This window comes from Holdemania sp. Marseille-P2844, from assembly GCF_900120005.1.
In the GTDB taxonomy this organism is placed as follows: domain Bacteria; phylum Bacillota_I; class Bacilli_A; order Erysipelotrichales; family Erysipelotrichaceae; genus Holdemania.
Window position 1 is genome coordinate 49,849 of sequence record NZ_LT635450.1, and the last position, 22,831, is coordinate 72,679.

The 22,831-nt window shown below is 52.3% G+C and carries 21 protein-coding genes; 9 read left to right on the top strand and 12 right to left on the bottom strand.

From position 1 onward, the window contains the following. Nucleotides 1-65: 65 nt before the first annotated feature. Complete coding sequence (locus BQ7364_RS04965) at nucleotides 66-281, bottom strand: hypothetical protein (RefSeq protein WP_072683695.1); 216 nt, start codon at nucleotides 279-281, stop codon at nucleotides 66-68. Between the two features lie 250 nt (nucleotides 282-531). On the opposite strand from BQ7364_RS04965, the gene BQ7364_RS04970 reads away from it, so the two are divergent. Next, nucleotides 532-1,278 (top strand): copper homeostasis protein CutC, encoded by a 747-nt coding sequence (locus BQ7364_RS04970; protein WP_072683696.1) that lies wholly within the window; start codon nucleotides 532-534, stop codon nucleotides 1,276-1,278. 96 nt (nucleotides 1,279-1,374) lie between these two features. Here BQ7364_RS04970 and BQ7364_RS04975 read toward each other — a convergent pair whose 3' ends face one another. Beyond that, the gene (locus tag BQ7364_RS04975; RefSeq protein WP_072683697.1) at nucleotides 1,375-1,863 is read right to left on the bottom strand and encodes a helix-turn-helix domain-containing protein; all 489 of its coding nucleotides are present in this window, start codon (nucleotides 1,861-1,863) and stop codon (nucleotides 1,375-1,377) included. A 33-nt stretch (nucleotides 1,864-1,896) separates the two neighbouring features. Then, complete coding sequence (locus BQ7364_RS17705) at nucleotides 1,897-2,154, bottom strand: hypothetical protein (protein ID WP_139248563.1); 258 nt, start codon at nucleotides 2,152-2,154, stop codon at nucleotides 1,897-1,899. Nucleotides 2,155-2,384: 230 nt separating this feature from the next. Between BQ7364_RS17705 and htpG the strand changes: the two genes are divergently transcribed. Together htpG and BQ7364_RS04990 are read left to right on the top strand one after the other, a co-directional pair. Beyond that, nucleotides 2,385-4,280 (top strand): molecular chaperone HtpG, encoded by a 1,896-nt coding sequence (gene htpG, locus BQ7364_RS04985; protein WP_072683699.1) that lies wholly within the window; start codon nucleotides 2,385-2,387, stop codon nucleotides 4,278-4,280. 161 nt (nucleotides 4,281-4,441) lie between these two features. Beyond that, nucleotides 4,442-5,797, top strand: coding sequence for an HD domain-containing phosphohydrolase (locus BQ7364_RS04990; protein ID WP_072683700.1), 1,356 nt, complete (start codon nucleotides 4,442-4,444; stop codon nucleotides 5,795-5,797). Nucleotides 5,798-6,092: 295 nt separating this feature from the next. Here the strand turns inward: BQ7364_RS04990 and BQ7364_RS04995 are convergent, their stop codons facing one another. Together BQ7364_RS04995 and BQ7364_RS05000 are read right to left on the bottom strand one after the other, a co-directional pair. Beyond that, nucleotides 6,093-7,265, bottom strand: a complete 1,173-nt coding sequence (locus BQ7364_RS04995) for a cation diffusion facilitator family transporter (protein ID WP_072683701.1) — start codon at nucleotides 7,263-7,265, stop codon at nucleotides 6,093-6,095. A gap of 55 nt (nucleotides 7,266-7,320) precedes the next feature. Next, nucleotides 7,321-7,878, bottom strand: coding sequence for a hypothetical protein (locus tag BQ7364_RS05000; protein WP_072683702.1), 558 nt, complete (start codon nucleotides 7,876-7,878; stop codon nucleotides 7,321-7,323). A 116-nt stretch (nucleotides 7,879-7,994) separates the two neighbouring features. Between BQ7364_RS05000 and BQ7364_RS05005 the strand changes: the two genes are divergently transcribed. Together BQ7364_RS05005 and BQ7364_RS05010 are read left to right on the top strand one after the other, a co-directional pair. Then, nucleotides 7,995-8,981, top strand: a complete 987-nt coding sequence (locus BQ7364_RS05005) for a helix-turn-helix transcriptional regulator (protein ID WP_072683703.1) — start codon at nucleotides 7,995-7,997, stop codon at nucleotides 8,979-8,981. 274 nt (nucleotides 8,982-9,255) lie between these two features. Continuing rightward, nucleotides 9,256-9,972 (top strand): LytR/AlgR family response regulator transcription factor, encoded by a 717-nt coding sequence (locus BQ7364_RS05010; RefSeq protein ID WP_072683704.1) that lies wholly within the window; start codon nucleotides 9,256-9,258, stop codon nucleotides 9,970-9,972. 398 nt (nucleotides 9,973-10,370) lie between these two features. Here BQ7364_RS05010 and BQ7364_RS05015 read toward each other — a convergent pair whose 3' ends face one another. From BQ7364_RS05015 to BQ7364_RS05035, 5 genes are all read right to left on the bottom strand, one after another. After that, nucleotides 10,371-11,525, bottom strand: coding sequence for a winged helix-turn-helix domain-containing protein (locus tag BQ7364_RS05015; RefSeq protein ID WP_159432753.1), 1,155 nt, complete (start codon nucleotides 11,523-11,525; stop codon nucleotides 10,371-10,373). A gap of 73 nt (nucleotides 11,526-11,598) precedes the next feature. Then, nucleotides 11,599-11,868: a DUF1294 domain-containing protein gene (locus BQ7364_RS05020; RefSeq protein ID WP_072683706.1), complete on the bottom strand. Its 270-nt coding sequence runs from the start codon at nucleotides 11,866-11,868 to the stop codon at nucleotides 11,599-11,601. Beyond that, on the bottom strand, nucleotides 11,865-12,920 hold the full coding sequence (locus BQ7364_RS05025; RefSeq protein WP_083538438.1) for a M24 family metallopeptidase: 1,056 nt from the start codon (nucleotides 12,918-12,920) through the stop codon (nucleotides 11,865-11,867). Before BQ7364_RS05025 ends, BQ7364_RS05020 begins: the two co-directional genes overlap by 4 nt. 25 nt (nucleotides 12,921-12,945) lie before the next feature. Beyond that, nucleotides 12,946-14,103 carry an A/G-specific adenine glycosylase gene (gene mutY / locus BQ7364_RS05030; protein WP_072683708.1) on the bottom strand — a complete coding sequence of 386 codons (1,158 nt, stop codon included), beginning with the start codon at nucleotides 14,101-14,103 and terminating at the stop codon, nucleotides 12,946-12,948. Nucleotides 14,104-14,151: 48 nt separating this feature from the next. Beyond that, the gene (locus tag BQ7364_RS05035; protein ID WP_072683709.1) at nucleotides 14,152-14,919 is read right to left on the bottom strand and encodes a TMEM164 family acyltransferase; all 768 of its coding nucleotides are present in this window, start codon (nucleotides 14,917-14,919) and stop codon (nucleotides 14,152-14,154) included. 248 nt (nucleotides 14,920-15,167) lie between these two features. Between BQ7364_RS05035 and BQ7364_RS05040 the strand changes: the two genes are divergently transcribed. Beyond that, nucleotides 15,168-15,911 (top strand): NAD-dependent protein deacylase, encoded by a 744-nt coding sequence (locus BQ7364_RS05040; protein WP_072683710.1) that lies wholly within the window; start codon nucleotides 15,168-15,170, stop codon nucleotides 15,909-15,911. 112 nt (nucleotides 15,912-16,023) lie between these two features. On the opposite strand, the gene BQ7364_RS05045 is transcribed toward BQ7364_RS05040, so the two are convergent. Further along, nucleotides 16,024-16,608 carry a hypothetical protein gene (locus BQ7364_RS05045; RefSeq protein ID WP_072683711.1) on the bottom strand — a complete coding sequence of 195 codons (585 nt, stop codon included), beginning with the start codon at nucleotides 16,606-16,608 and terminating at the stop codon, nucleotides 16,024-16,026. A 171-nt stretch (nucleotides 16,609-16,779) separates the two neighbouring features. Continuing rightward, entirely contained in the window at nucleotides 16,780-18,192 is a 1,413-nt protein-coding gene (locus BQ7364_RS05050) for a polysaccharide deacetylase family protein (RefSeq protein ID WP_083538440.1), read from the bottom strand. Nucleotides 18,193-18,675: 483 nt separating this feature from the next. On the opposite strand from BQ7364_RS05050, the gene BQ7364_RS05055 reads away from it, so the two are divergent. From BQ7364_RS05055 to BQ7364_RS05065, 3 genes are read left to right on the top strand one after another with little or no spacing between them, the layout of a single operon-like run. Continuing rightward, nucleotides 18,676-19,146: a MarR family winged helix-turn-helix transcriptional regulator gene (locus BQ7364_RS05055; protein WP_072683713.1), complete on the top strand. Its 471-nt coding sequence runs from the start codon at nucleotides 18,676-18,678 to the stop codon at nucleotides 19,144-19,146. Between the two features lie 3 nt (nucleotides 19,147-19,149). Further along, nucleotides 19,150-20,910 carry an ABC transporter ATP-binding protein gene (locus BQ7364_RS05060; RefSeq protein WP_072683714.1) on the top strand — a complete coding sequence of 587 codons (1,761 nt, stop codon included), beginning with the start codon at nucleotides 19,150-19,152 and terminating at the stop codon, nucleotides 20,908-20,910. Beyond that, a complete protein-coding gene (locus BQ7364_RS05065) occupies nucleotides 20,897-22,549 on the top strand; it encodes an ABC transporter ATP-binding protein (RefSeq protein WP_072683715.1) in 1,653 nt (550 codons plus the stop codon). Before BQ7364_RS05060 ends, BQ7364_RS05065 begins: the two co-directional genes overlap by 14 nt. The last annotated feature ends 282 nt before the right edge of the window (nucleotides 22,550-22,831 follow it).

Consider the following 22,831-nt stretch of genomic DNA (forward strand, 5'->3'; position numbering starts at 1 on the left):
TGAGCTTGAAAATCAGCCGGTAAGGGAGCATCGGCACTTATCTTTATTTAGTTACAAACAGTAAATCAAGCAGAATCAGCGCGGCCCTTTCGGGTAAGCCTTGGCAGGCGCTGGATTTCTGCCTTTTTTATATTCTGCTTTTTCTTGATTTTCAGCTTTTTTAACATTCTGTTGTTCTTGATGTCCTGTTTTTTCCTTGGTTGTTTTCTCCTTAGTTGTTTATTCCTTATGTCCTGCTTTTCCCTTATGTCCTGCTTTTCCCTTATGTCCTGCTTTTTCATGAGGCTTTGTTTTCTCGCACGACTTTTCCCTGATCCTCCCTCTTATTCAAAACCTTCCCCGGCAATTCTGCTGCGCAAGCCAAAACACTGCCAGACCTGCCGCTCCGCGCCGGTCCCGGATTGGCATGGCTTCCTTCTGCTTTTCATTGGTCTGCCCACAGCGTGTCCGTCATGAATCACCCGATACCTTGCATTCCTTCCTTCATCTCGATACAATGAGGGTAACAGGAATGAGAAGGAGAATCGACGCATGAAACCGAAAATAGAAATTTGCTGCGGAAGCGCGCAGGATTGTCTGGCCGCTCAGGCCGGGGGCGCGGATCGGATCGAGCTGAACTCCGCCCTGGCTTTGGGCGGCTTGACGCCGACGCTGGCCAATCTGATTCAGGCGAAAAAAGCCGTGTCGCTGCCGATCATTGCAATGGTACGCAGCCGGGGCGCAGGCTTCTGCACCACCGACGCGGAATTTGAAATCTTATTGACCGACGCCGAACTGCTTTTAAAGCATGGGGCGGCGGGTCTGGCCTTCGGCGCATTAAACGCCGACCGCACCATCAATGCCGCGCAAACCCGGGCCATGGCTGACCTGGCCCACCAGTATGGCAGGGAGTTTGTTTTCCATCGGGCGTTTGACTGCACCGTTGATTTCGACGCCGCGATGCGGCAGCTGATCGACTGGAAGGTGGACCGGGTGCTGACCAGCGGCGGGGAAGCGAAAGCGGAACAGGGAATTGAAACGATCGCGAGGCTGCAGCGAAACTATGGCAGTCAGATTGAAATTCTGGCCGGCAGCGGCGTCAATGCGGACAACGCGCAGCTTTTGTTAAAGCAGACTGGCGTTTGCCAGCTGCATTCCTCATGCAAAGACTGGCTGACCGATCCGACGACCGCCGGCAATCACGTCACTTACGCCTTTGCTTCGGCGCCGCATGAGCTGGATTATGATGTGGTCAGCGAACAGAAGGTTCGTGAATTAGCGCTGGCCGCCGCTGGATGAGTCCCTCTTTGGGATTAAGCAGCTCTTGCCTGGTGCACAAAGCGGCGGCTGAAAAGCCAAACGAAAACCGATTCTTCACCTTTGCATCAACCAAGGTCAGGAATCGGTTTTTTTCTTCTTCCGGGAATGTCCCGGCTGTTTTATGATTTTCACTTCGGGTTGAGGTTCAATCCATTCTTCTTTGTCTTCATTGACCAGACCCGCGGTTTCCAGCGACGCCAGTTCACTCAGCTTCGGCCACAGTCCATCCTGCCGAGCCAGCTCTTTGGTCAGCATCCGGATCACGCGCTGATGCCCCGAGGAACATTGATGAAAGCAATTCAACAGCTCCACGTCTTTGTTCTGCAGCACGATCTCCTGGCTTTTCCGCACGCGCCCATGATAATCCAACAGATAGTTGAAATCGACGCCGAAGATTTCCGCCATGCCGAACAGCGTGTTGATATCCGGTTCCGCGACATTATTCTCATACCGGGAAATCGCGCCGTCGCTCAAGCTTAAATCCTGCCCCAGAGCTTCCTGGCTGATTCCCCGTTCTTCCCGCAGCAGACGCAGATTCTCGCCCAATGAGAGTTTTGCTTTCATCCGGCCCCTCCCTTCCTTGTTTTCGTATAAGAATCATATCGTAAAACAACGTAAAAATTTGCCATTTCTCGCTAATGGATAATCTTTATTTTTCTCTTTATCCGAGATAAAATAGAGTTCGACCAGGAGGTGCTTATGGAAAATCCATTTCAGGTTAATTTGAACCTGCTGCCAAACGACGCAAAGACTGATCTCCCCCGGCTGGAAGCTCTGCTTTTCCTCTGCTGCAGCCATGCCGCGCTGCGTTGTCCCTACACAAAGACTCCCTGCGATCAGCGCTGCATCGCCCATATCGAGCAGACGCGAAAAGGTGCAGCCGAAACAGACTGACCGGACATTTACAGAATTCCGTCTGACTTCAAGGGTGATCTTCCTCCTTTTTCTTTTGTCCTGCAGTCTCCTGAAAAGCCGGTAAATTTTAATTTGTGGAAAAGTAGCGCAGCGGACTTGTCAGGACGGGGGAAAAGTGTTATATTATCTTAGCAGTCACTTATCAAGAGTGCTAAAAGGAGGAAATCATTATGGCTAAAAAACAGTTTAAAGCTGAATCCAAGCGTCTTTTGGATCTGATGATTCATTCTATCTATACCAACAAGGAAATCTTTCTGCGGGAGCTGATCTCCAACGCGTCAGACGCCCTGGACAAGCGGTATTACCTGTCGCTGACCGATGAAAATCAGCGCGTCGATAAGAGCGAATTAAAAATCCGGATCGATCTGGACAAGGACAACCGCACGATCACGCTGACTGACAGCGGCATCGGCATGACCCAGGAGGAACTGGAGACCAACCTCGGCACGATCGCTCACAGCGGTTCGCTGGAATTCAAGCAGAAGCTGGAGGAAGGCACCAGCGATGTCGATATCATCGGTCAGTTCGGCGTCGGTTTCTACTCCGCGTTCATGGTTGCCCAGCGGATCATCGTCGAAACCCGCAGCGCCCAGAGTGAACAGGGTTATTCCTGGATCTCCAACGGCGAGGACGGCTACACCATTTCGCCGATCATGAAGGAGACTGTCGGCACGAAGATCATCCTTGAATTGAAGGAAGAAAGCGAAGACGACAAGGTCGACGAATATCTTGACGAATACACGATCAAAAACCTGATCCGCAAGTATTCCGATTATGTCCGCTGGCCGATTGAGATGGAAGTGGAAACGACCAAAACCGTCGAAGGCAAGGACGAACCGGAAACGGTAAAGGAAATCCAGACGCTGAACTCGATGGTTCCGTTATGGAAGCGCAACAAATCGGAAATCAAGGAAGACGAATACAACGAGTTCTATAAGAACAAATTCATGGATTGGGAAAATCCGGCCAAAGTCATGCATTATTCCGTGGAAGGCACGACGTCCTACAACGCGCTGTTGTTCATCCCGGCCAAAACACCGTACAACTTCTACAGCGCCGATTATGAACCGGGACTGCAGCTTTACTGCAAGGGCGTGTTCATCATGGACAAAGCCAAGGATCTGGTACCGGATTACTTCCGCTTCGTCCGCGGTCTGGTCGACAGCGACGATCTGAATCTGAACATCTCGCGTGAAATCCTCCAGCAGGACCGGCAGATGAAAACGCTGGCCAAGAGCATTGAGAAAAAGATCAAGAACACCTTGGAAGACATGCTGAAAAACGATCGGGAGAAATATGAAGAATTCTTCAAGAACTTCGGTCTGTCGCTGAAATTCGGCGTTTACCAGGACTATGGCATGCACAAAGACCAGCTGCAGGATCTGTTGTTGTTCAAGTCCACGCACAACGATGAATACACGACGCTGGACGAATATGTCTCCCGAATGAAGGAAGGCCAGGATCAGATCTACTTTGCCAGCGGCGAGAGCATCGAGCTGATCAAAAAGCTGCCGCAGATGGAAAAGCTCCAGGACAAAGGCTATGAAGTCCTGTATTTCACAGACGACGTCGACGAATTCGCCGCCAACATCATGATGGAATACAAGGAAAAGAAGTTCAAGTCGATCAATCAGGGTGATCTGGATCTGGACGATGAGGAAGAAAAGAAGGCCAAGGAGGAGAAGACGCAGGAAAACAAGTCGATGCTGGACAAGATGAAGGAAGCACTGGGCGAAAAAGTCAAGGAAGTCCGCCTGTCCTCCCGTCTGAAATCCCATCCGGTCTGCCTGGTCTCCGACGAAGGTCTGTCAATGGAAATGGAAAAAGTCCTGAATCAGATGCCAAACCAGAATGAAGTCAAGGCTGGCAAAATTCTGGAAATCAATCCGGATCATGAGATCTTCGCGACGCTGCAGAAGATTTATGACAAGCATCCGGAACTGATGGACGAATACACCGATCTGCTTTATACGCAGGCGATGTTAATCGAAGGTTACAAGATTGAAGATCCGATCGCGTATGCCAATCAGGTCTGCGATCTGATGATCCGCGCCAACCAGGAATAAGCTTCAATCAAAACCCAGATAAAAAACAAGGAAGAAATGGAAGAACACCTGTCTAAAGCGTGTTCTATCCCTTCTTCCTTTTCTTTTCCCCCAGCTTAATGCTATAATTACATTTATTCAGGTTAGATTATTATTTAATGAATAACAAGGAGGAATAAGGCATGAATTCTCTGACAGAGATCAACGCCCGGCAGCTTCTCGGTCTGCTTGCGAACTGTTTCGATATGATCGATCCGCGCCTGATCGGCCATGAGCTGCGTTCAGCTTCCTATGCCGACCAGCTGCTGGAAGCCGCGGGGATCGAGGGAGAAACCCGGCGGGATCTGGACTGCCTTGTTTTTCTGCATGATATCGGCGCTTACAAAACGGAAGAAATTGCGCGGATGATCCAGTTTGAAACAGAAACGTGTTGGGATCATGCGATCTACGGCATGCTTTTCCTGCACCATTACTCTCCGTTTTCCACGATGGCCGACGCGGTCATGTTTCATCACAGCCGCTATGACAAAATGCTGGAAGCGGGAATTGACCGCAGAACAGCCCAGACTGCCAGTCTGATCAGTTTCTGCGACCGTCTGGATATCTTTCTCACCTATGGTCACGGAACCCTCGCCCAATTTTTACAACGAATCCGCCGCAGGGAGTACGCAGGCTGGTTTTATCCTGCGCTTCTGGAACTGGCTGAGAAAGCCGACCTGAAATCCGTTGCGGCCGCGAGGCCGGATTTTCTGTTTCAGCGGGAACGGCAGTTCCCATTTTCATCGCGCCAGATAGAAACGCTGCTGACGATGTTGATCGTCGTCATCGACTTTCGTTCCCGCCACACGGTTACGCACACGATGATCACCGCCTCGACGGCAGTGCAGCTGGGACGCCGGTGCGGCGTTTCCGCTGATGATCAACAGGCGCTGAAAATTGCCGGAATGTTCCATGACTTGGGGAAAATCGGCATTCCGCTGGACATTCTGGAAAATCCCGGACGGCTGACCCCAGCGGAAATGACAATCATGAAGACGCATGTGGAAAAAACAGCGGCAATCCTGAACGGCTGGGTCAGTGAGGAAATCTGCGATATCGCGCTGCGTCATCATGAAAAGCTGGATGGTTCCGGTTATCCGGACGGACTAACACTCCAGCAGCTGACGCTTCCCCAGCGGATTCTGGCCGTCGCCGACATCTTCAGCGCTTTGACTGGGGAGCGCAGTTACAAACAGGCTTACCCGCTGGAACGCTCATGCCAGATTCTAGCCGAGATGCGGGATGCGGGCCAGCTGGATCCGCAGGTCGTCAATGCCGTGCTGGACGATCCGCAGGGATTAGACGCCCTCAATCAACAAAACTGCCGGGAAATTATCGACAGCTATCAATGCATCCAGGCTGAAAGTCAGGCTCTGTATGGCTGCCTGACGGATCTGACGCAGGCGGAGAGCTGCCTGAACGAACTATGGCAGAAACTCAAAGCGGACGCTTCAACACCCCATTCCGCAAGCGCAATGTTGAAAGAAGACTTCCTTTAAAATCAAACTTCATCCTGAGGCCGGACAATCCGGTCTTTTTTCATTGTTGGCAAAGCTCTTGCCGCCTGGCAGCAGATTTCGGCCCCCGGCGTGTCCGCTCCATCATAAAAACGACGGGTGAACTTCGCTGAACGTTCCCCATCGTTTTCCAACGTGCCGCTTCGCTTATCTTTTCAGGCCATTTTCCTTTTCCGTTTCAGCCCGCGCTAACCACTGCAGCCTGTTTTCCAGCGGCTGCGGCTTCGCTGATATTTCTTTCCCGCTTCAAGGCGGATGTACTCATTTTCTTCGCCGCTTATTCACCGGTGTAATCGCGGTCGAAGGTGATGACCGTGTACCACTTTTTCTTCTGCCGGCTTAATTGGGCATTGATCTGATCGCGGATCTCGTCAAAACTCAGCTTGCACGCAAACGGAACAACGATATCAAAAATCAGATTCGTGTGCGTGGGTCCGCTGACCATCCGGAAATCATGAAAACTTAACTGTTCGTCAATCCGGGCAAGAATTTCCTGCATCATCTTCCGCGCTTCTTCAATCTCCTGATTATCCGTTTCAATCGGATCCATGTGAATCGTAAACATGACGTGCAGCTGCTCGTAAATTGCCTTTTCCACCTCGTCGATCGTATCGTGGATCTGAAGCAGATTGTCGTGAGCGCTGACCTCGGCATGCGCGCTGCCGATCAAATTACCCGGACCATAGCTGTGGATGATCAAATCATGCAGACCCAGAATTTCCGGACGGCTCAGCATGATCTGTGAGATTTTGCCCACCAGCTCTTTATCTGCCGGCTGCCCTAACAGCTCGCCGATCGTATCTTTTATTATGCCGTAGCCGGAAAACAGGACGAATATCGAAACGACCACGCCCATAATTCCATCGACCGGCCAGCTGACAAACGCTGACAGCACCAGAGAAACCACCGTCGCCGCCGTGGCGATCACATCGTTCAGGCTGTCCTGCGCCGTCGCCAGCATCACCGACGAATCAATCCGCCGGCCCAGTTTCCGATTAAAGCCGCACATCCAGAATTTCACGCCGATCGACGCCAGCAGCGAGATCAGCACAACCCAGCTGAACCGGACGGTTTCCGGATGAATGACCTTCATGACGGAGCTTTTTAACAGCTCAAAACCGACGATCAGAATGACCGACGCCAGCACCAGCGACGTCAGATATTCAATCCGGCCATGACCGAACGGGTGATCCTTATCCGCCGGCTTCGCCGCCAATTTGTAGCCAAACAGCGTCACGACGCAGCTGGCGCTGTCCGAGAGGTTATTGAACGCATCCGAGGTGATGGAAATGGAATGGGCGATTGTTCCCATGACCAGCTTCACCGCAAACAACAATACGTTGCAGGCAATTCCAGTCAGGCTGCTCAGAAATCCATAATTCTCCCGAACTTTCGGATCCTCAGTCTGCGCATAATTGTTAACAAATTTTCTAATCAGAAATTCAGTCATCGAACTCACTCCCTTGAGTGATTAGTTTACCACAAAAGGTTCGGGTTAGCCCAGACTATTTTACGTTCAGCACTCCGGCGCGGGCCTTATTCACACTCCGGCTTTCCCATAAGCGCAGACGGACCGGAAAATAAGGCATAAAAACAAGCAGCGGAAACAGGGTAAGCGGCCAGACTGACCCGGTCTGGGCATACGCTGGTTCCATGACGTGAACGCGCAGCGACGGAGGCATCAGAAAAAACAAGCCGCAGAACAACAAGGCCAGCGCCGTCAGCCAGTCCAGCGACCAGCGGATTTCCTGACGTTCGCTTTTTTTCATGGAAGCGACCCAACGGCATCCTGACATCGCGATCACGCCATTCAAGACTACCCCGATCTGCCAGCCCGGATTTCCAGCCATCGGCTGCAGCGCCAGAATCGCCCCGCCGGCCAGCCCGGATAAAACCGCCGCTTTCCACGGCCAGCGCCGGCGGCTCTCCGTTTGAAAGAAAACCAGCGCGCAAGCCGTGACCGCAAGCAGGAATACTCCTGCGCTGCCATATCCGGAAATCAGATATCCCATTCCCGCCAGCTGTCCGCCAGCCGCCAACATTCCTTTATGTTTTAACTCCATCGTTTGTCCCTCCCTTAATGCGTCCTAATCATACCACAGCCGCGATTTTTCATTGTCCGATTAATCGGACAGTGATACAATATTTTTAAGAAATTTTAATCAGGAGGGGATCTTTCGTGGCGAATCAGCGGTCGCAGAAACAAAAGCTGTTGGAAATCCTGCGTCTGCTTGAACAGGAAACAGACAGTGATCATCCGATCAAATGTGATGAAATCATCGCCTTACTTAATCAGAAAGGGATCAGCGCCGAGCGCAAGTCCGTGTATTCCGATCTCGATATTCTGCGTCAGGCAGGCTGGGATATCCGCTATCAGAAAAATCGGGGCTACTGGCTGCGCCGGCGCTACACCCTCGCGCAGCTGAAACTGCTCAGCGACGCCGTCGGCTCACTGGCTATTCTCTCCGCTGACCAGGCGGAACAGCTCAACGCGACGCTGGGGCAGGAATGTTCGCGCTATCAGCAGCCGCAGTTAACGCCGGTTCTGCCGGCCCGCCGCGATTCTGACGTCGACATTCTCGGCAACATTGATCAGATCCTGAAGGCGCTGCGCGAAAATGTGGAAATCGAGTTCCGGTACTTTGACATCACCGTGCATAAACAGAAACGCTACCGCCGTCAGTCGCAGTCCTATCAGCTTTTTCCTTACGCGCTGATCCGTGAAAACCAGCGGTATTATTGCGTATGCTACTCGTTTCATCATCAGGGCTTCTCCCATTACCGGCTGGATAAAATGGAACAGATCCGGCTGAGGAGCGAACCGCTGCCCCGGATTCCTTTCGATCTGAAGGAATATGCCGCCCGCAGCTTCGGCATGTACGCCAGCGACCCCGTCAACATGACGCTGCGCTTTGATTTATCTCTGGCGAATACCGTTTTCGATCGGTTCGGTCAGGACGTCATGATCACGCGCATCACCGATCAGGATTTTGATGTCAATTTGACTTTGAGCGTCGCCCCGCCCTTTTTGGGCTGGTTGTTTCAGTTTGGCCGGAAGGTCCAAATCCTGCAGCCCTCTTCGCTGAAGGCAAAACTGCGGGAAGCTGCTGAAGCTGCGCTGGCTTCGTTAAATGACGAATCGGCAAAGCCGCCCTTTGCGGACTAATGCCTTGCAAGCTGGCCGCTGATTTTCCGACATGGCTGCCCACCTGTATCCTTGAACATCCTTCACGCTTCAAAAGCCGGGAAGTTGAAGCTGTCGGAAATAAGCTTTAATCACTGGCAAGAGCGTTTTTTATCCGTTTTTTCGCTTTTAAAACCACTGAATATCGTTTATTTTGTGAACAGATCTTCCTTCCATTTTGGTAATTATCTGAAAATTCAATGTTTTGAACAGATGAAAATGATATAATAAATGCACATTCAAAGGAGAGAAGCCTATGAAGCTCTGTATCGGTTTGTGCGACGATAATCCGCTCCATCTGCGTATGATCGCGCAGGAACTCCGGCGTTTGTGCGAAATGCGGGAAATCGAAGCTGAGATTCACCCCTGGGACAGCGGCGCACAGCTGCTGAAAGACCTGGAATCCTACGAAATCCAGCTCTATATTCTGGATATCCGGATGCCGGGCATCACCGGAATCGAGGTCGCGAAACAAATCAATCTGGTCCAGCCCTCAGCGCAGATTATTTTCATTTCCAGTTATCTGGAGTATTTTTCCGACGTTTACGAAACCGAACATCTGTATTTCGTCCTGAAATCGCAGATGGCGCAGCGGCTGCCGGATGCCCTGGACCGGGCGCTGAACAAGCTGGGACAAGCCCAGGCCGGTGTCAGCTTCATGCTTCGCAGCCGCAGCCAGGTCATTCCGATTCCGATTCATTCGATTCTCTGCATCGAAAAGGAACTGCGTAAGATTATCGTCACAACCACGCATGACCACTATGAAATGTACGCAAAGCTGCAGGAAGTGCTGTCCCAGCTGCCGCCGGATGAATTCTTCCAATGCCACCGTTCCTACATCGTGGCATTCCGGCATATCGAACAGATCTGCGGCAATGAAATTCTGCTTTCCAACGGTAAGCATATTCCGATTGGCAGGACTTTTATGAAACCGCTGAAAGAAGCGCTGTTAAAGCGGCAGTTTTCGAAATGAAACTCCGACATACAACCGGGATTTCCCAGCATTGAAGCCTTCTGTCAAAGCGCAAACCTGACGTTTGCGTTTTTATTTTGGACGCTATCGCCGATCTTCACTTTTTGGACGTTATCACAGATCTTCACTTTTTCTACGTTATTGCCGATCTTCACTTTCCTATCCACCGTAAGTCCTTCCTTTTTTGCCCTGCGCCAGCTTTGCGGCAGCGGCGAAGCTGGCGGCAGACTGGCTTTTAACCGCCGGGTTTTACAAATCGGACAAGGCCAAAAACGCATTGATAAGAAAAGAACGCAAAAAAACAGCCGGGTCCGTCATTTTCAGGAAACCGGCTGTTCGTTTCTTCTTAAAATCCGCCGCATTCAAGCGTCAGGCCGTCATACTCAAGCCGCAAGGCATCAGGCTGCATTAGGCAAGGTCTGCGGTTGAATTTCACAGACATAATATTGCAGCTTTGCCTGATCGGCCGGATAGCGCTTATGGAAACGCGTACAAATCCGCTGCGCCGCGATCTCGCCGTCTTCCTGCCGCCGCAGATTCATCATCACCGCGTACTGACTTCTGGAAATCCGGCAGAAAATATCGCTGCTGCGCAGTTCGCTTTCCAACACCCGGCTCAGATATTCCAGCTGATCGTTTTCCGGCTGCGCGCCTTTAATGCTCCGCAGTTCCATCATCATCAGATAGAAGCTGTCCCGTGACCGTTGAATTTCCCGCACCCGCGCCTGATACAGCTTTTGAAAAACGGATCGATCGCAGAAAAACGCCAGCGGTTCGCTGATATCCTCGTTCAGGGAAGAAACCAGTTCCTCCATCGTCACCGCTTCGCCGTTTTCCACGCTGATAAAATAGATCAATGCCTGCGACTTGCCCTGGAATTCAATTCCATACTCCTTCCGAAACGCCGCCGCGACCTGTTCATAATAATGAATCGCTTCGTTGTATTGCCGCTGTCGGATCATCACCCGGAGCATCAGATAGTTGACCTGATCGTTAAACGGTTCGACTGCCAAAAGCGCCTTGTATAAATTCTGCGCTTGTTGAACCAGCTCGTTCTGTTCCAGATCCTCCGCGATTTTATCGGTGATGTTCAGAACTTTCTGCCACTGTTTTTCCCGTTCCTCCACAATCCACGCGTCTTCCAGATCCGCTAGAAATTCGCCCTGGATTAAGCTCGTCAACGTTTTGGCGTCGCCGCAGTCGGGCCGCAGCGCAATCTTGTCCAGATGCGCAATATCCAGATCGAAATCCGCCGACGGATTCAATCGGTAACCGCCCCGGACGGTCTGGATCCAATCCCGGCCGCCTCCGCCCGGCAGTTCTTCCAGCGCTTTGCGCAAGCGGAAAATGGCGAACTTCAGCGCGTTCAGCGGATTCCGGCTGTCCGGCCAGAATACTTCAATTAACTGTTCCTTGGTGATGGCCCGGTCGCGGTGAAGGATCAAATAGGCGAAAATGGAAGCGATCTGCTTTCCCATTGAAGCCCCGAAGTTGATTTCCTTTCCCCGCACCCGAAGCGTAAACTTTCCCATCATCGTGATTTTCCACTTCATGTTCATCCACGTGTACCTCACATTATCATCAGTGTAACAAATTTTCCGGCAAATGAGAAATACAATCTCAAAATTATTTGAGGTTAGCCAGAATCACGGCCGCGGCGATCAGATTTTCAAGCCCCGCCAGAACTGCAATCCGGACAAACGAAGGTTTTGATACCTTGTGATGAGCGATGATCATGCCTGCGGCCAGCCCCAGTGCGCCGCCCAGAAAAGCGAGCGTAAAAAACACCCTTTCAGGAACCCGCCAGCGATGGGTGCGGGCGCAGAATTTATCCCATAGACACAACACGATTTCCGCCAGGTTCACAAACCAGAAGGCATAGAAGCCAAAATTCATAACACCGGCTGATCCTTCGGATCATGGTTGAGTACCTCGCAGCCGTCACTGGTCACCAGCACAAGGTCCTCAATCCGTACCCCGCCGACACCCGGCAGATAGATCCCCGGTTCAATCGAGAAGCACATGCCTTCCTCAACGACGATCTCATCGACCGCGCTGACGTCGAATGGTTCATGCACGCTTAAACCGATCCCATGTCCGGTACGGTGGATGAAATATGAACCATAGCCCGCTTCCTCAATCACCTGACGGCAGGCCCGGTCAATGTCGCAGAACCGCACGCCCGGCTTCACTGCCGCAATTCCCGCCAGATTCGCCCGCCGCACGGTCTCATAGACCTCTTCCATTGTGTTCTGCCCGACGAAGTATGTCCGCGTCATGTCCGAACAATACCCTTCAAATTGACAGCCCATGTCGACGATCACCGACATGCCTTCTTCTAAAACCTTATCTGACGGCACGGCATGCGGATCGGCGCAGTTTTCCGCAAACGCGACGATCGTGTCGAAGGACGGATCGCTGTCCGCCAGTTCCCTGAATGCCGCGTTGATTTCCTGTTCCAGCTGCTTCTCACTCTTGCCCACCTGAATCAGCTCGCGCACCCGTGCCATGACTTTATCGTTATTCAGCGAAGCCTGGCGCATCTTTGCCTGCTCGGACGGATCCTTAACGCTGCGGATGCGGTCGACAAGATTACCGTCGACGATTTCCAGATCCGGGCGCAGCGCCATCAGACGGATCAGAAAGCCTGCGGACCAGAACTTGTCGATCCCGACCTTCCCGCTTAAGAATTGGGAAACGACCTGTACCCCATCCTCGGTATCGTTGTAGCGGACAAGCTCAAAGTCAGCCTGAGGGGTCATCGGAAACAGCTCGTTAAGCACCAGCTTCGGCAACCCTTCCGTCGTAACGACTAATGCGATCAGCCGTTCGCCGCAAGAGAAGCGGCGCCCGATAAAATATTCGACCGCGCTGTGATCGGAAATCACACAAGCACGCAGCCCTTCCTCCTGCATTTTCTTTTGAAGTCGTTCTACCCGTTCTTTCATGATGTTTTCCTTTTATCCTTTCTTTTTACTTCGTTTCAAACCGGGAGCAATCCGGTTTCTGTCTTTCTGCAAGCACTGACGGCTCTTCCGCCAAGAGCGGCGCTTGTTTCCTTACGGCGATGTCTTCCGCATGCGACTTGAGGGACGCCGGTTCCGCTTTCTCTGGCGTTGATCCGGCTTCCTCGGCCAGAACCACGTTGAGCCATTTGCGGTGGGCTCCGACGATCGGTATCGTGTCCAGCTGATCTTCAGCGATCCAGAAGCAATGCTCCGGCAGCGCTTCGTTGACCTGATTGTTCCATTGTCCGCGATAACATTCCATATTCCACACACGATGGGAAAACACATGCTTGCGCCGTCCCTTATAATCGAGCTGATCCGTGAGTTCCAGCGGCACCGCGCTTTGCGGCAGACGGTACAGTCCTTCCATCAGCCCGTCCGACCAGTCGTCGCTCAGCAGAATCTGATGTTGATCGTTCTCGATCCAATACGTATACAGCTGCAGTTCCAGCGGCGGTTTCGCCTTTTTCTTGACTGGGTATTGACGCCAGCTGCCATCCTGCCCCGCGCCGCACATCGGCGCTAACGGACAAAGCAGGCACTGAGGATTTTTCGGCGTGCAGACCAGCGCGCCGATCTCCATCATCGCCTGGGTAAACACCGCGGGATCGCTGCCCTCCATCCAGTCGTACACCTGACGCCAAACAAAATCAACCGTCGTTTTCTTCGTGATATCCTCGCCATATCGGAGCACGCGCGTCGTCACCCGCAGGACGTTGCCATCGACGGCCGGTGCGCGCAGGCCGTAAGCGATGCTGCCGATCGCCCCGGCAGTGTAAAAGCCAATCCCGGGTATCGTGCGCAGCTGTTCGACATCGGCCGGCAAGATTCCGCCATAGCGCCCGGCCACAACCTTCGCGCCCTCATGCAGCTTGCGCGCCCGGTTATAATAGCCTAACCCCTGCCAACCATGCAGCACATCTTCTATCGGCGCCTTGGCTAACGCTTCCACGGTCGGCCAGCGCTCCATCCAGCGCCTGTAATACGGAAGCATGGAATCGATCCGCGTCTGCTGCGCCATGATCTCGCTGACCCAGATTGCATAGGGATCACGGGTCTGGCGGAATGGCAGCTCGCGATGATGGATCTTATACCATGCGCATAGTTCTTCCTGAAAATTCATTTTCTTCACCGCGCTTATTGTACCGTGTTTTCCGTTAAAACTCAAACTTCACGCAGCAGGATTGGACGTTTGTTTCCGACGGATCCGCCGCCACAGTCCGTGAATGATCAAGCCGCCGGCGATCATCGCCAGAAAATAACAGAAATTCCCCGCCGGAATCCCCCAGAGCCGGGCGATCTCGCGAAATACCAGCTGGGTATTGGCAAGCTTGGGTGAGAGATAAAACATCGACAATTCACCATATCGGGAAAGGACAAGGTTCAGGATTTCCGCGATCCCCGTAAGTCCTGCGAGCAGTCCGAGCATTTTCACCGCGCCCCAAACATCATCCTCCATCGCTGCGCTGGTTCCGCACAGAATGCCGATAACGATCAGCAGATCGTGCCACAGAAACGAGAACAGCGTCAGAAACACATACCGGCTCATCATATCGGATGGATCAAGATATACGGCAATTCCGCCCAGCAGTGCATAATTTGCCAGAAATGTGATAATCGTTTTCCGCCTTTTTTTAAGCAATGGCAGAAGCAGGCAGAGATACATCGGCATGCTGCACAGCTGAAACGGGAAGTACCACCAGTTATAGACGCCCTGATCGACGATCAGAAAGCGGAACAGCTGCTTGAGAACTTCCCCGCTTGCCAACAGAACGCCGAGACAGAATAACAGCTTTTGTCTGCGGCTTTCATTCATCCCCCGCAGCCGCCACGCGCCAAGCGCAAACACTACCGTCACCCCGATCATCGCCGCATGAAAACTTCCATAAGGCACAGGAGCCTCCATCATTAAGCCCGACTTCAGATAACCAGCGCGCATAAGCATCCCTTCTTCGTCTTTATTATAACGCGCGGGTCAAACCGTGGTAAAATAGAAACAGGTTCGAAAGAAACAGTTCGGTTTTCCAAAAAAACGATCCCCGTCAAAAGTGTAAAGCAATCCGGGCGCGGACCGAAACGAAACCCAAACGAAACCGGAAAAGCTTGAAAACTCGATTTAAAAACAGGATCATGAACAAAAATCATAAAAAAAATCTGCAAGCGATTTAGAAAAAGGAGTGGATCATCATGGAAGAAACGCTGCAAACGCTGCAAAGCATTCTTGATCAGGGCCGGCGCATTGTCTTTTTTACCGGCGCGGGCGCGTCCACGGAAAGCGGCATCCCGGATTTCCGCAGCGTCGATGGACTGTATCGCCAACAGTACGATTACCCGCCGGAGGAAATCATCAGTCATCATTTTTTCAAGGCGAATCCAAAAGAGTTCTACCGGTTTTACCGCAGCCGCATGCTTTATCCCAACGCCCGGCCCAACGCCGCTCACCGCTTGATGGCCGAGCTGGAAAAAACCGGCCGATGTCTGGGCGTCGTGACGCAGAATATCGACAATCTGCATACCCTCGCCGGCAGCCAAAACGTCGCGGAGCTGCACGGCTCAATCATGCGGAATTACTGCGTGCACTGCCATCATGAGGAAGGTCTGGATTTTATTCTGAATACGAAGGATCTGCCGCGGTGTCCGATCTGCGGCGGCCTGATGAAACCGGACGTCGTTCTGTATGAGGAAGCGCTTGACGAATCTGTCATGGACAAAGCGTTAACCTGGATCCGGCAGGCGGACGTATTGATCATCTGCGGCACTTCGCTGGCAGTCTATCCGGCTGCCGGGATGGTGCGGTATTTCACCGGCGATCAACTCGTCGTCATCAATAAGACGGCGACGCCAATGGACGATAACGCCGATCTTTGTATTCAGGCGCCGCTGGCGGAAACGCTGGGCCAGATGCACGTTGAATCAACAAACCATTCCTGAAAAGGACTACGGGGATCGCGTTCCGCAAGTGAATCCTGCAGGATGGCTTTTACCTTTATACCGCAGTGTCCGGCAGGCTCCCTCATGGATTCAACTTAAAAGGAATTCCCGTTCAATTCGTGGAATTCCCTTTTTGTATTTGTCGAACGATCTTTCGGACTTCTGCGACCACCTGTTCCTCAAGCGCAGCGATCTCGCTGGAGCTGAACGGCCGCGCCTCCCGCCTTCCCCAAATTGAAGTCGCGGCGGCATAATAAAGTCCCTCCACCTGAAAATAAGCGATACTGGAATAAGCAAAACTCCCGGTGTCCCCGGTATGGAAATCAGTCTCAACAAGTTTAACGAGCACCTCGGTATCCTTCTCCAGAAAGCGCGTCGTGGCAACGGTTTTATCTTGAATTTCCAGAATTTTTCTCAGAATATAGCTGTGAAACTGAGGCGTGCTTGAAACTTCCAGATTGATGTAATCGTAAAGTTCATCCGGATCCGCGGTCAGGTTCTGAATGCTGAACACCTTGTTCGTCTGAAAATGCAGATGCGGAAGATTGAAGAACAGTTCGTAAAGCTCGTTCGCTTGTTCCAAATCGAAACTTGATTCGATCTGAGCTAATGTAACTGCCGGCGGCGTAAACAACGGATAAAACAGAACGATAGCGAAGCTCAAAGCATACGCTGATCGCCATCTTTTCTTCATCATTGCGTCTCCTCCTCAGTTCAATGGCCGATCGCAATAAACAACAGCCCTTGACAGCTAAAACTTTGTTATCTGGATAAAGAATCTTCCTTCTAAAGAATCTTCCTTTTAAAAACAACGGGTTTGTTCCGCCCGTTGTTGTGTGGTCGCTGTGTTTCAAAAAATAACCTGGCTTTAATCCTTCACGTCATAAGCACTGAAGACGCGCTGGCCATTGTAAACCTCGGTGCCCCTGGCCTGCAGCATTTCATCGACGGTGACCAGCTGATAACCCGCGTCGATCAGCTGCGGAAGCAGCGATTCGACCGCCGTCACCGTTTCCGCGTGAATGTCATGCATCAGAACGATCGAGCCATCCTTGACCGCGGCCATGGTATTCTCCACCGTCTGCACCGGGTCGAGGGTTTTCCAATCCAGCGTGTCGATACTCCACATGATTAACGGATAAGCGGAGTTTTCTTTCACCGTTGCGTTCGCCGCGCCGTAAGGCGGCCGGAAATGCTTGATCGTATACTGCCAGCCGGTCAGCTCCTGCACCAGTTCGGTCGTGCGGTTGAGCTGAAATAACAAATTGTCGCCCTTCAGCTTTGTCAGCTTCGGATGATTGTAGGAATGGGAAGCCGCCTCGCTGGCGGAGTTGATGACCATCAGTGTGGTTTCCGGATATTTCTCCACCCGCATGCCCTGCATGAAGAACGTGGCGGCGGAGTCGTAATGCTGCAGAAGATTGATCAGCTGCGGCGTGTTGGTCGGATGCGGCCCATCGTCGAAGGTCAGCGCGACCATCGGTTTATCAGGATCGATCACCCGCGGCGCAATCCGGACGTTATTTTCCGGCAATGTACCCTGCCCGAGATCCAGCAGGAAATGCTCGCCCAGATTGGATACCGGAAACTCCCAGCGGTAGGCGTTTTCTCCCAGTTTGCCCGCTGGAAAATTGAAGATCAACGTGCCATCCCGCAATGTAAAATCCGCAAAATTGCCAGAATCCCAGGCCGTCGCTTCAATCAGCGGCAGCGTGTAGGCAGTCTCTTTCCAGTGATCGTCTGCTTTCAGCTGAGCCCGCAGATTCGCCGACAGCCATTTCAGCGCGTCTTCATCGAATAATGACGAAGAATCGATCCACTGATGTTCGCTTAAATCATACAAATACGACTGCCGTTGTTCCTGTACCGTTTCATTTTCATTCCGTGAAATCGTATATTCCAATGACACATAACGATCCTGATTCACATTCATCTGATAATCCGCCTTGATCATCAACGGTTTCTTTTCCTTTTGATAGCCCTCGGTCTGCGTCTTCAGGTCGTTGAAAAGCGTCTCGGCGTTGTGCGCCAGTGCTTCTTGAAAGGTACTGTCGGCACTTTGCGGATAATAGACCGCAAGCAGAACATCCTTGCTTTTATCCTTCAGTTTCTCCGAGGAAGAGATCTGCGGTTTCAGAAATGACGGCTCGCGGTTTGTCAGAAGCCAGGCCCCTCCGGCTCCGATCAAGACCAGCGCGGCAATGGCGATCACCATCAGAATCGCCAGATTTCCTTTATTAATCCGGCGTCCTCTTTTTCTTCTTCTATTCTGTGTTTTCATTCTATCCAATCGTCCTTTCCGTACGATAGAAAATTTCTACCCCTTTATAAGATCATTGAAAAGCGCAGAAAGTTTAAATTTTCCGCTTTCTTTTTTATTGTCGTCCACTTTTCGGCTTGTCAGACATTTTTCAAAATTTGAACTGTCTGTATGTTCATTTTAGCTAAAATCATTCGGGAACTCAATGACAACGACTTGACGAAGTCTTACAAATTCATGACGGAAATCGGACTGATCTGATTCGCGCTGATTTCAGGTTTTGACGATTTCCCAAATTTCACAAAGTGGAAACAAAAAATGACGCAGCGCGGCGTCGGACTGGCATTTTTAAATTGACATCGAAAATCAGAGGGGTTATCATCAATTTAGATGTAGTATCATCCATTTTTTACTTTTCCGTGTTTATCTTATTTGCTTTTCTGCGTTTTCCATTCGCATCCAGCACATTCACAATCGTTATGAATATAGAAAGGAGTTCTGATCATGGATCAAACAGCTCGAAAAATAACCAAAATCGCCCGCGAAGTCCGCAAGTTCACCACCCGTTCGTTAAAAGCAGAAGGTCTCGGAGCGGCGGAACTGGATTTCATTCACATCGTTCGGAAAAATCCCGGCATCACTCAGGCGGGCGTCCGCAGCGTGCTTGGAATTGACAAAGGGGCCTGCGCGCGGCGGGCGGCCAATCTCGAACAGAAAGGCTATCTGATCCGGACTTTGGATCCTGACGACAAGCGGGCCCGACGCTTAATGGCCACGGCGAAGGCAGATGCTCTAAAGCAATCCAAAGCCGCGATTGAAGCCGAATTTTACGCCTGGCTGCTGGAAGAGTTCAGCGAAGCGGAAACGGAGGTCTTCGTCAGCTTGTTAAACCGGCTGTATCTGCGCTGCAAAAAGGAAAGCCAAGCTGGATTTCCACATGTGAGCCAGCGGCTGGATTCCCCGAAGGAGGACTGATCCATGACGCACAAATCAAAGGCGCAGCGCCGGCCTGATCGGCTGAGCACCTATTTTTACCAGGAGCGGGGCGTCCTGGCCGGCGTCGCGTTTTCCGGTATTCTTTACAACCTCGGACTGACGGCCGGGCCCTTTTTTGAGGGACAGCTTACCCTGTGTCTGACGGCGGTTCTGGCGAAAGAAAAAACCGGGGCCGATATGGCGGGATTGGCGCTGGCGTATCTGGCGGTGATCCTGATCGTCCAGGGAGCGCGTTGTCTTAAGCGGTTCGGGGTCCGGCGTTTTGCCAATGATACAGCCCGTTCGATGCGGCGGGTGCTGTACCGCAATCTCGTTTATCAAAATCCCGCCGCTTTGAGTGCAGATGAGGCCGGAAGCCTGATGACCAAGGCCATCAGCGACGTCGACGCGTGCGCCGAAGGCATGCGCAAATTTACGACGGAGGTGTTCGATACCGGCGTGGTCATGATCGCCTATCTGGGAATGTTGCTGATTTACGACGTTCGGCTTACGCTTTTAGCCTGCCTGTTCATGCCGCTGGCCGCCTTTTTGGCGGAGAAATTGAAACATCCGATCACCCGCAGCGCAGCGGCTTACAAAATCAGCGTCAGTCAGCTTAACACGATGATGCTCGATCGGGTGAGCAATGCGCCGACCTACCGTGTCTTCGGCTGTGAAAATCAACGGAATCAGGCAATCGGAAAACAACTGGCCGTCGTTGAAAAAAACGCCGTCGTTTCCAATGTCTGGGAAAACGCGATGCAGCCGCTGTACAACATCATCGCGATGATCGGCGTCCTGTTTGTGCTGATCCGCGGCGCGCAAAACATGTTGGGCGTTGGCTGGGCCGTCTGGGATATCGCCGCCTTTACAACTTATCTGGCCTGTTTTACCCGGCTGGCATTAAAGAGTTCACATGCCGCCAAGCTGTTCAATGCGGTTCAGAAAGCGAAGGTATCCTGGCAGCGGATTAAGCCACAGCTGCAGCCGGTGATCCTTCCTGATTCAACCCTGCCGCCCGCTGTCGGCCCCGTCGAGTTAAAAATTGAAGATTGTACCTTCGCTTATCCCCATCAGCCGCCGTTGTTTGAGCATCTGACGCTGCAGGCTCAGGCGGGACAGATCATCGGGGTCACCGGTCCTCTGGCTTGCGGAAAGTCAACGTTGGGCCGGTTATTCTTAGGCGAACTGCCCTACGCCGGCAGTCTGCAGATCAACGGTCTGGAAATATCGCAGCTCAACAACGCGCAGATCAGCCGGCTGGTCGGTTATCTGGGCCATGCCCCGCAGCTGCTCAGCGACACGATTGAAGAAAATCTTCAGCTTGGCGAGAATCTGGACTGCATGTCCTGGTTAAAGCTCACCGCGCTGGACGCAGAAGTTACCGCGATGCCCAAAGGGCTTCAGACTCGAATCAGTGATCAGGGGACGCGTCTGTCCGGCGGTCAGCAGGCCCGCCTCGCTCTGGCGCGAACCTTGGCCCGGCCTTGTCCGGTGCTGGTGCTCGACGATCCGTTTTCCGCCGTCGATCCCGCCACGGAAGCTGAAATTCTGCGCAATCTGCGCATGCTGGCCCAAGACCGGGTCATATTGCTGATCTCCCATCGTCTGATCCATTTTGCCCAGTTTGATCAGGTGCTCTGGCTGGAAAACGGCACTGCCCGAGTCGCCGATCCCACGACGATGATGGCGGAGAATCCCGCTTATGCCCAACTGGTTGAAAAGCAGCAGAAGAAAGCAGGCGCCGACGATGAAAAAGAATAACGCTTCCCTGACGCTGAAAGCCAGCGTCAGCACCGTGATCGTCCAGCAGCGCCTGTTCCTCTCGCTGCTGGTAATCGTGATTCTGGCCGGGACGGGCGCCGCCCTGCTTCCGCCGTTGGTGCTCGAGCAAATCGTCAACCGGCTGACCCATCGGCAGTCCATCGGTTTTCCGCTGGCGCTGGCATATTTTCTATTTCTGGCGCTGGCCGGCGCGCTGGAATCTCTGCAGACGGCGCTGATCACCCGGACCGGACAGAAAATCACCCGGCAGGTTCGTCAGGATCTGTGTGCCAAACTCGATACTCTGCCGGCTGCCTGTTTTGCGCGTGAGGATCCGGGGAAAACCGTTTCTCTGTTGGTTAACGATGTCGATGCGCTGAGCGCGCTGTTTGACGACGGCGTCCTCAACATGGCTGCCGACAGCTTGAAAGTGATTGGAGTTTTGATCATGATCTTTACCCGCAGCCTCGGATTGGGTTTGATTCTGATCGTGATCACACCGTTGTTGTTCGCCCTGACCCGACATTTTCAAAAACGGATGCTGCAGGCTCAGAAAACAAATCGGGCGGCGATCGCGCAGGTCAACCATCTCGTTCCGGAAACGTTGAACTGCCTGCGGATGATCCGCTCGCTGAACAAGCAGGAAATGATGGAAAAGCGGTATGACCGGCACTTGCAGCAAAGTTATCAAAGTCTGGAAAAAGCGAATTTCTATGATTCCGTCTACTCGCCGATCATCGTTTTCAGCAGCAGCGCCGTCGTCGCCGTCATGATGATCCTGGCGACACTGTCCGGCGGCTGGCGCTCATTATTCGGCATGTCGGTGGGTTCGGCAGTGGCGGTCACCGCCTATGTCGGCAAGATTTTCACACCCCTGGAAAACATCGGCATGGAAATTGAGAATATTCAATCAGCGGTTGCCGGCATTCAGCGGATCGAAGCTTTCTTCCGCCAGCCGCAGCGGAATCTGCCGGATGCAACGCTGACACTTTCCACCCTGCCGGCCGGCGAACCGGCGCTGGCGCTGAATCACGTTACCTTCGGTTATGAAAAGGAAGAAACCGTCCTGCGTGATTGTTCGTTTCGTGTTGAACAAGGGGAAACGGTCACGCTGGCCGGACGAACCGGCGCTGGAAAAACTACAATTTTTAAATTGATCCTTGGTTTATATTCTCCTCAGCAGGGATCCGTTACGATTTTCGGCACCCCAGCCGATCAGATCAGCGATCGTCAGAAACGGCGATTGTTCGGTTATGTGGAACAAACGTTGCGGCCGGCCAGCGGCACGGTCGGCGATCAAATCTCCTTGTTTGATGAAACGATCACCGCCGATCAGATAGCCCATGCTGTGCGGTTAGTCGGTCTGGACTCGGTCATCGCCCAGCTGCCGCAGGGAATGGCAACGCCCTGGGATCCGGCGCTCTTTTCTCAAGGTCAGCTGCAGCTGTTAGCGATCGCCCGGGCCGTAGCGGCCGATCCGCGCATCCTGCTTCTGGATGAAATCACCGCCAATCTGGACAGCGGTACAGAAGCGTTAGTCATGGAAGCGCTGCGCCGGGCTTCTGCCAACCGCACTGTGATATCCATTTCTCACCGTTTATATCAACAAAATAGAAATGGCAGACTGATTTCCATTTAGAAAGTGCCGCTTTCTTTTCGATCCCACTGCGATAGTTTTTTGTAAGTACAGGATAAACAAAAACGCCGCGTGTTTCAACTTCTCCTGATTTCAGATTTTTCCATGATTTAACGACAAACTCCCGCTCTCATGCGGGAGTCAGTGTAATCTTGGTTTATGAATATTGATGATGAGAGAAATTCTTACACGCTATGAATGAGCGGCTCTCTACAACCAGATTCAGCTAAATCAATATCGGCTTATTCTTGTGCAGCGCTTACCTGACTGATTTTTTCAGTCTTC

What these genes read in the sequence shown, in the direction of transcription:
- htpG (WP_072683699.1), top strand. Translation starts at nt 2,385, where the DNA reads ATGGCTAAAAAACAGTTTAAAGCTGAATCCAAGCGTCTTTTGGATCTG.
- BQ7364_RS05055 (WP_072683713.1), top strand. Translation starts at nt 18,676, where the DNA reads ATGGATCAAACAGCTCGAAAAATAACCAAAATCGCCCGCGAAGTCCGC.
- BQ7364_RS05060 (WP_072683714.1), top strand. Translation starts at nt 19,150, where the DNA reads ATGACGCACAAATCAAAGGCGCAGCGCCGGCCTGATCGGCTGAGCACC.
- BQ7364_RS05015 (WP_159432753.1), bottom strand. Translation starts at nt 11,525, where the DNA reads ATGAAGTGGAAAATCACGATGATGGGAAAGTTTACGCTTCGGGTGCGG.
- BQ7364_RS05010 (WP_072683704.1), top strand. Translation starts at nt 9,256, where the DNA reads ATGAAGCTCTGTATCGGTTTGTGCGACGATAATCCGCTCCATCTGCGT.
- BQ7364_RS05000 (WP_072683702.1), bottom strand. Translation starts at nt 7,878, where the DNA reads ATGGAGTTAAAACATAAAGGAATGTTGGCGGCTGGCGGACAGCTGGCG.
- mutY (WP_072683708.1), bottom strand. Translation starts at nt 14,103, where the DNA reads ATGAATTTTCAGGAAGAACTATGCGCATGGTATAAGATCCATCATCGC.
- BQ7364_RS05035 (WP_072683709.1), bottom strand. Translation starts at nt 14,919, where the DNA reads ATGCGCGCTGGTTATCTGAAGTCGGGCTTAATGATGGAGGCTCCTGTG.
- BQ7364_RS05040 (WP_072683710.1), top strand. Translation starts at nt 15,168, where the DNA reads ATGGAAGAAACGCTGCAAACGCTGCAAAGCATTCTTGATCAGGGCCGG.
- BQ7364_RS04995 (WP_072683701.1), bottom strand. Translation starts at nt 7,265, where the DNA reads ATGACTGAATTTCTGATTAGAAAATTTGTTAACAATTATGCGCAGACT.
- BQ7364_RS17705 (WP_139248563.1), bottom strand. Translation starts at nt 2,154, where the DNA reads ATGGGCGATGCAGCGCTGATCGCAGGGAGTCTTTGTGTAGGGACAACG.
- BQ7364_RS05020 (WP_072683706.1), bottom strand. Translation starts at nt 11,868, where the DNA reads ATGAATTTTGGCTTCTATGCCTTCTGGTTTGTGAACCTGGCGGAAATC.
- BQ7364_RS05045 (WP_072683711.1), bottom strand. Translation starts at nt 16,608, where the DNA reads ATGATGAAGAAAAGATGGCGATCAGCGTATGCTTTGAGCTTCGCTATC.
- BQ7364_RS05025 (WP_083538438.1), bottom strand. Translation starts at nt 12,920, where the DNA reads ATGAAAGAACGGGTAGAACGACTTCAAAAGAAAATGCAGGAGGAAGGG.
- BQ7364_RS05050 (WP_083538440.1), bottom strand. Translation starts at nt 18,192, where the DNA reads ATGAAAACACAGAATAGAAGAAGAAAAAGAGGACGCCGGATTAATAAA.
- BQ7364_RS05065 (WP_072683715.1), top strand. Translation starts at nt 20,897, where the DNA reads ATGAAAAAGAATAACGCTTCCCTGACGCTGAAAGCCAGCGTCAGCACC.
- BQ7364_RS04965 (WP_072683695.1), bottom strand. Translation starts at nt 281, where the DNA reads ATGAAAAAGCAGGACATAAGGGAAAAGCAGGACATAAGGGAAAAGCAG.
- BQ7364_RS04990 (WP_072683700.1), top strand. Translation starts at nt 4,442, where the DNA reads ATGAATTCTCTGACAGAGATCAACGCCCGGCAGCTTCTCGGTCTGCTT.
- BQ7364_RS04975 (WP_072683697.1), bottom strand. Translation starts at nt 1,863, where the DNA reads ATGAAAGCAAAACTCTCATTGGGCGAGAATCTGCGTCTGCTGCGGGAA.
- BQ7364_RS04970 (WP_072683696.1), top strand. Translation starts at nt 532, where the DNA reads ATGAAACCGAAAATAGAAATTTGCTGCGGAAGCGCGCAGGATTGTCTG.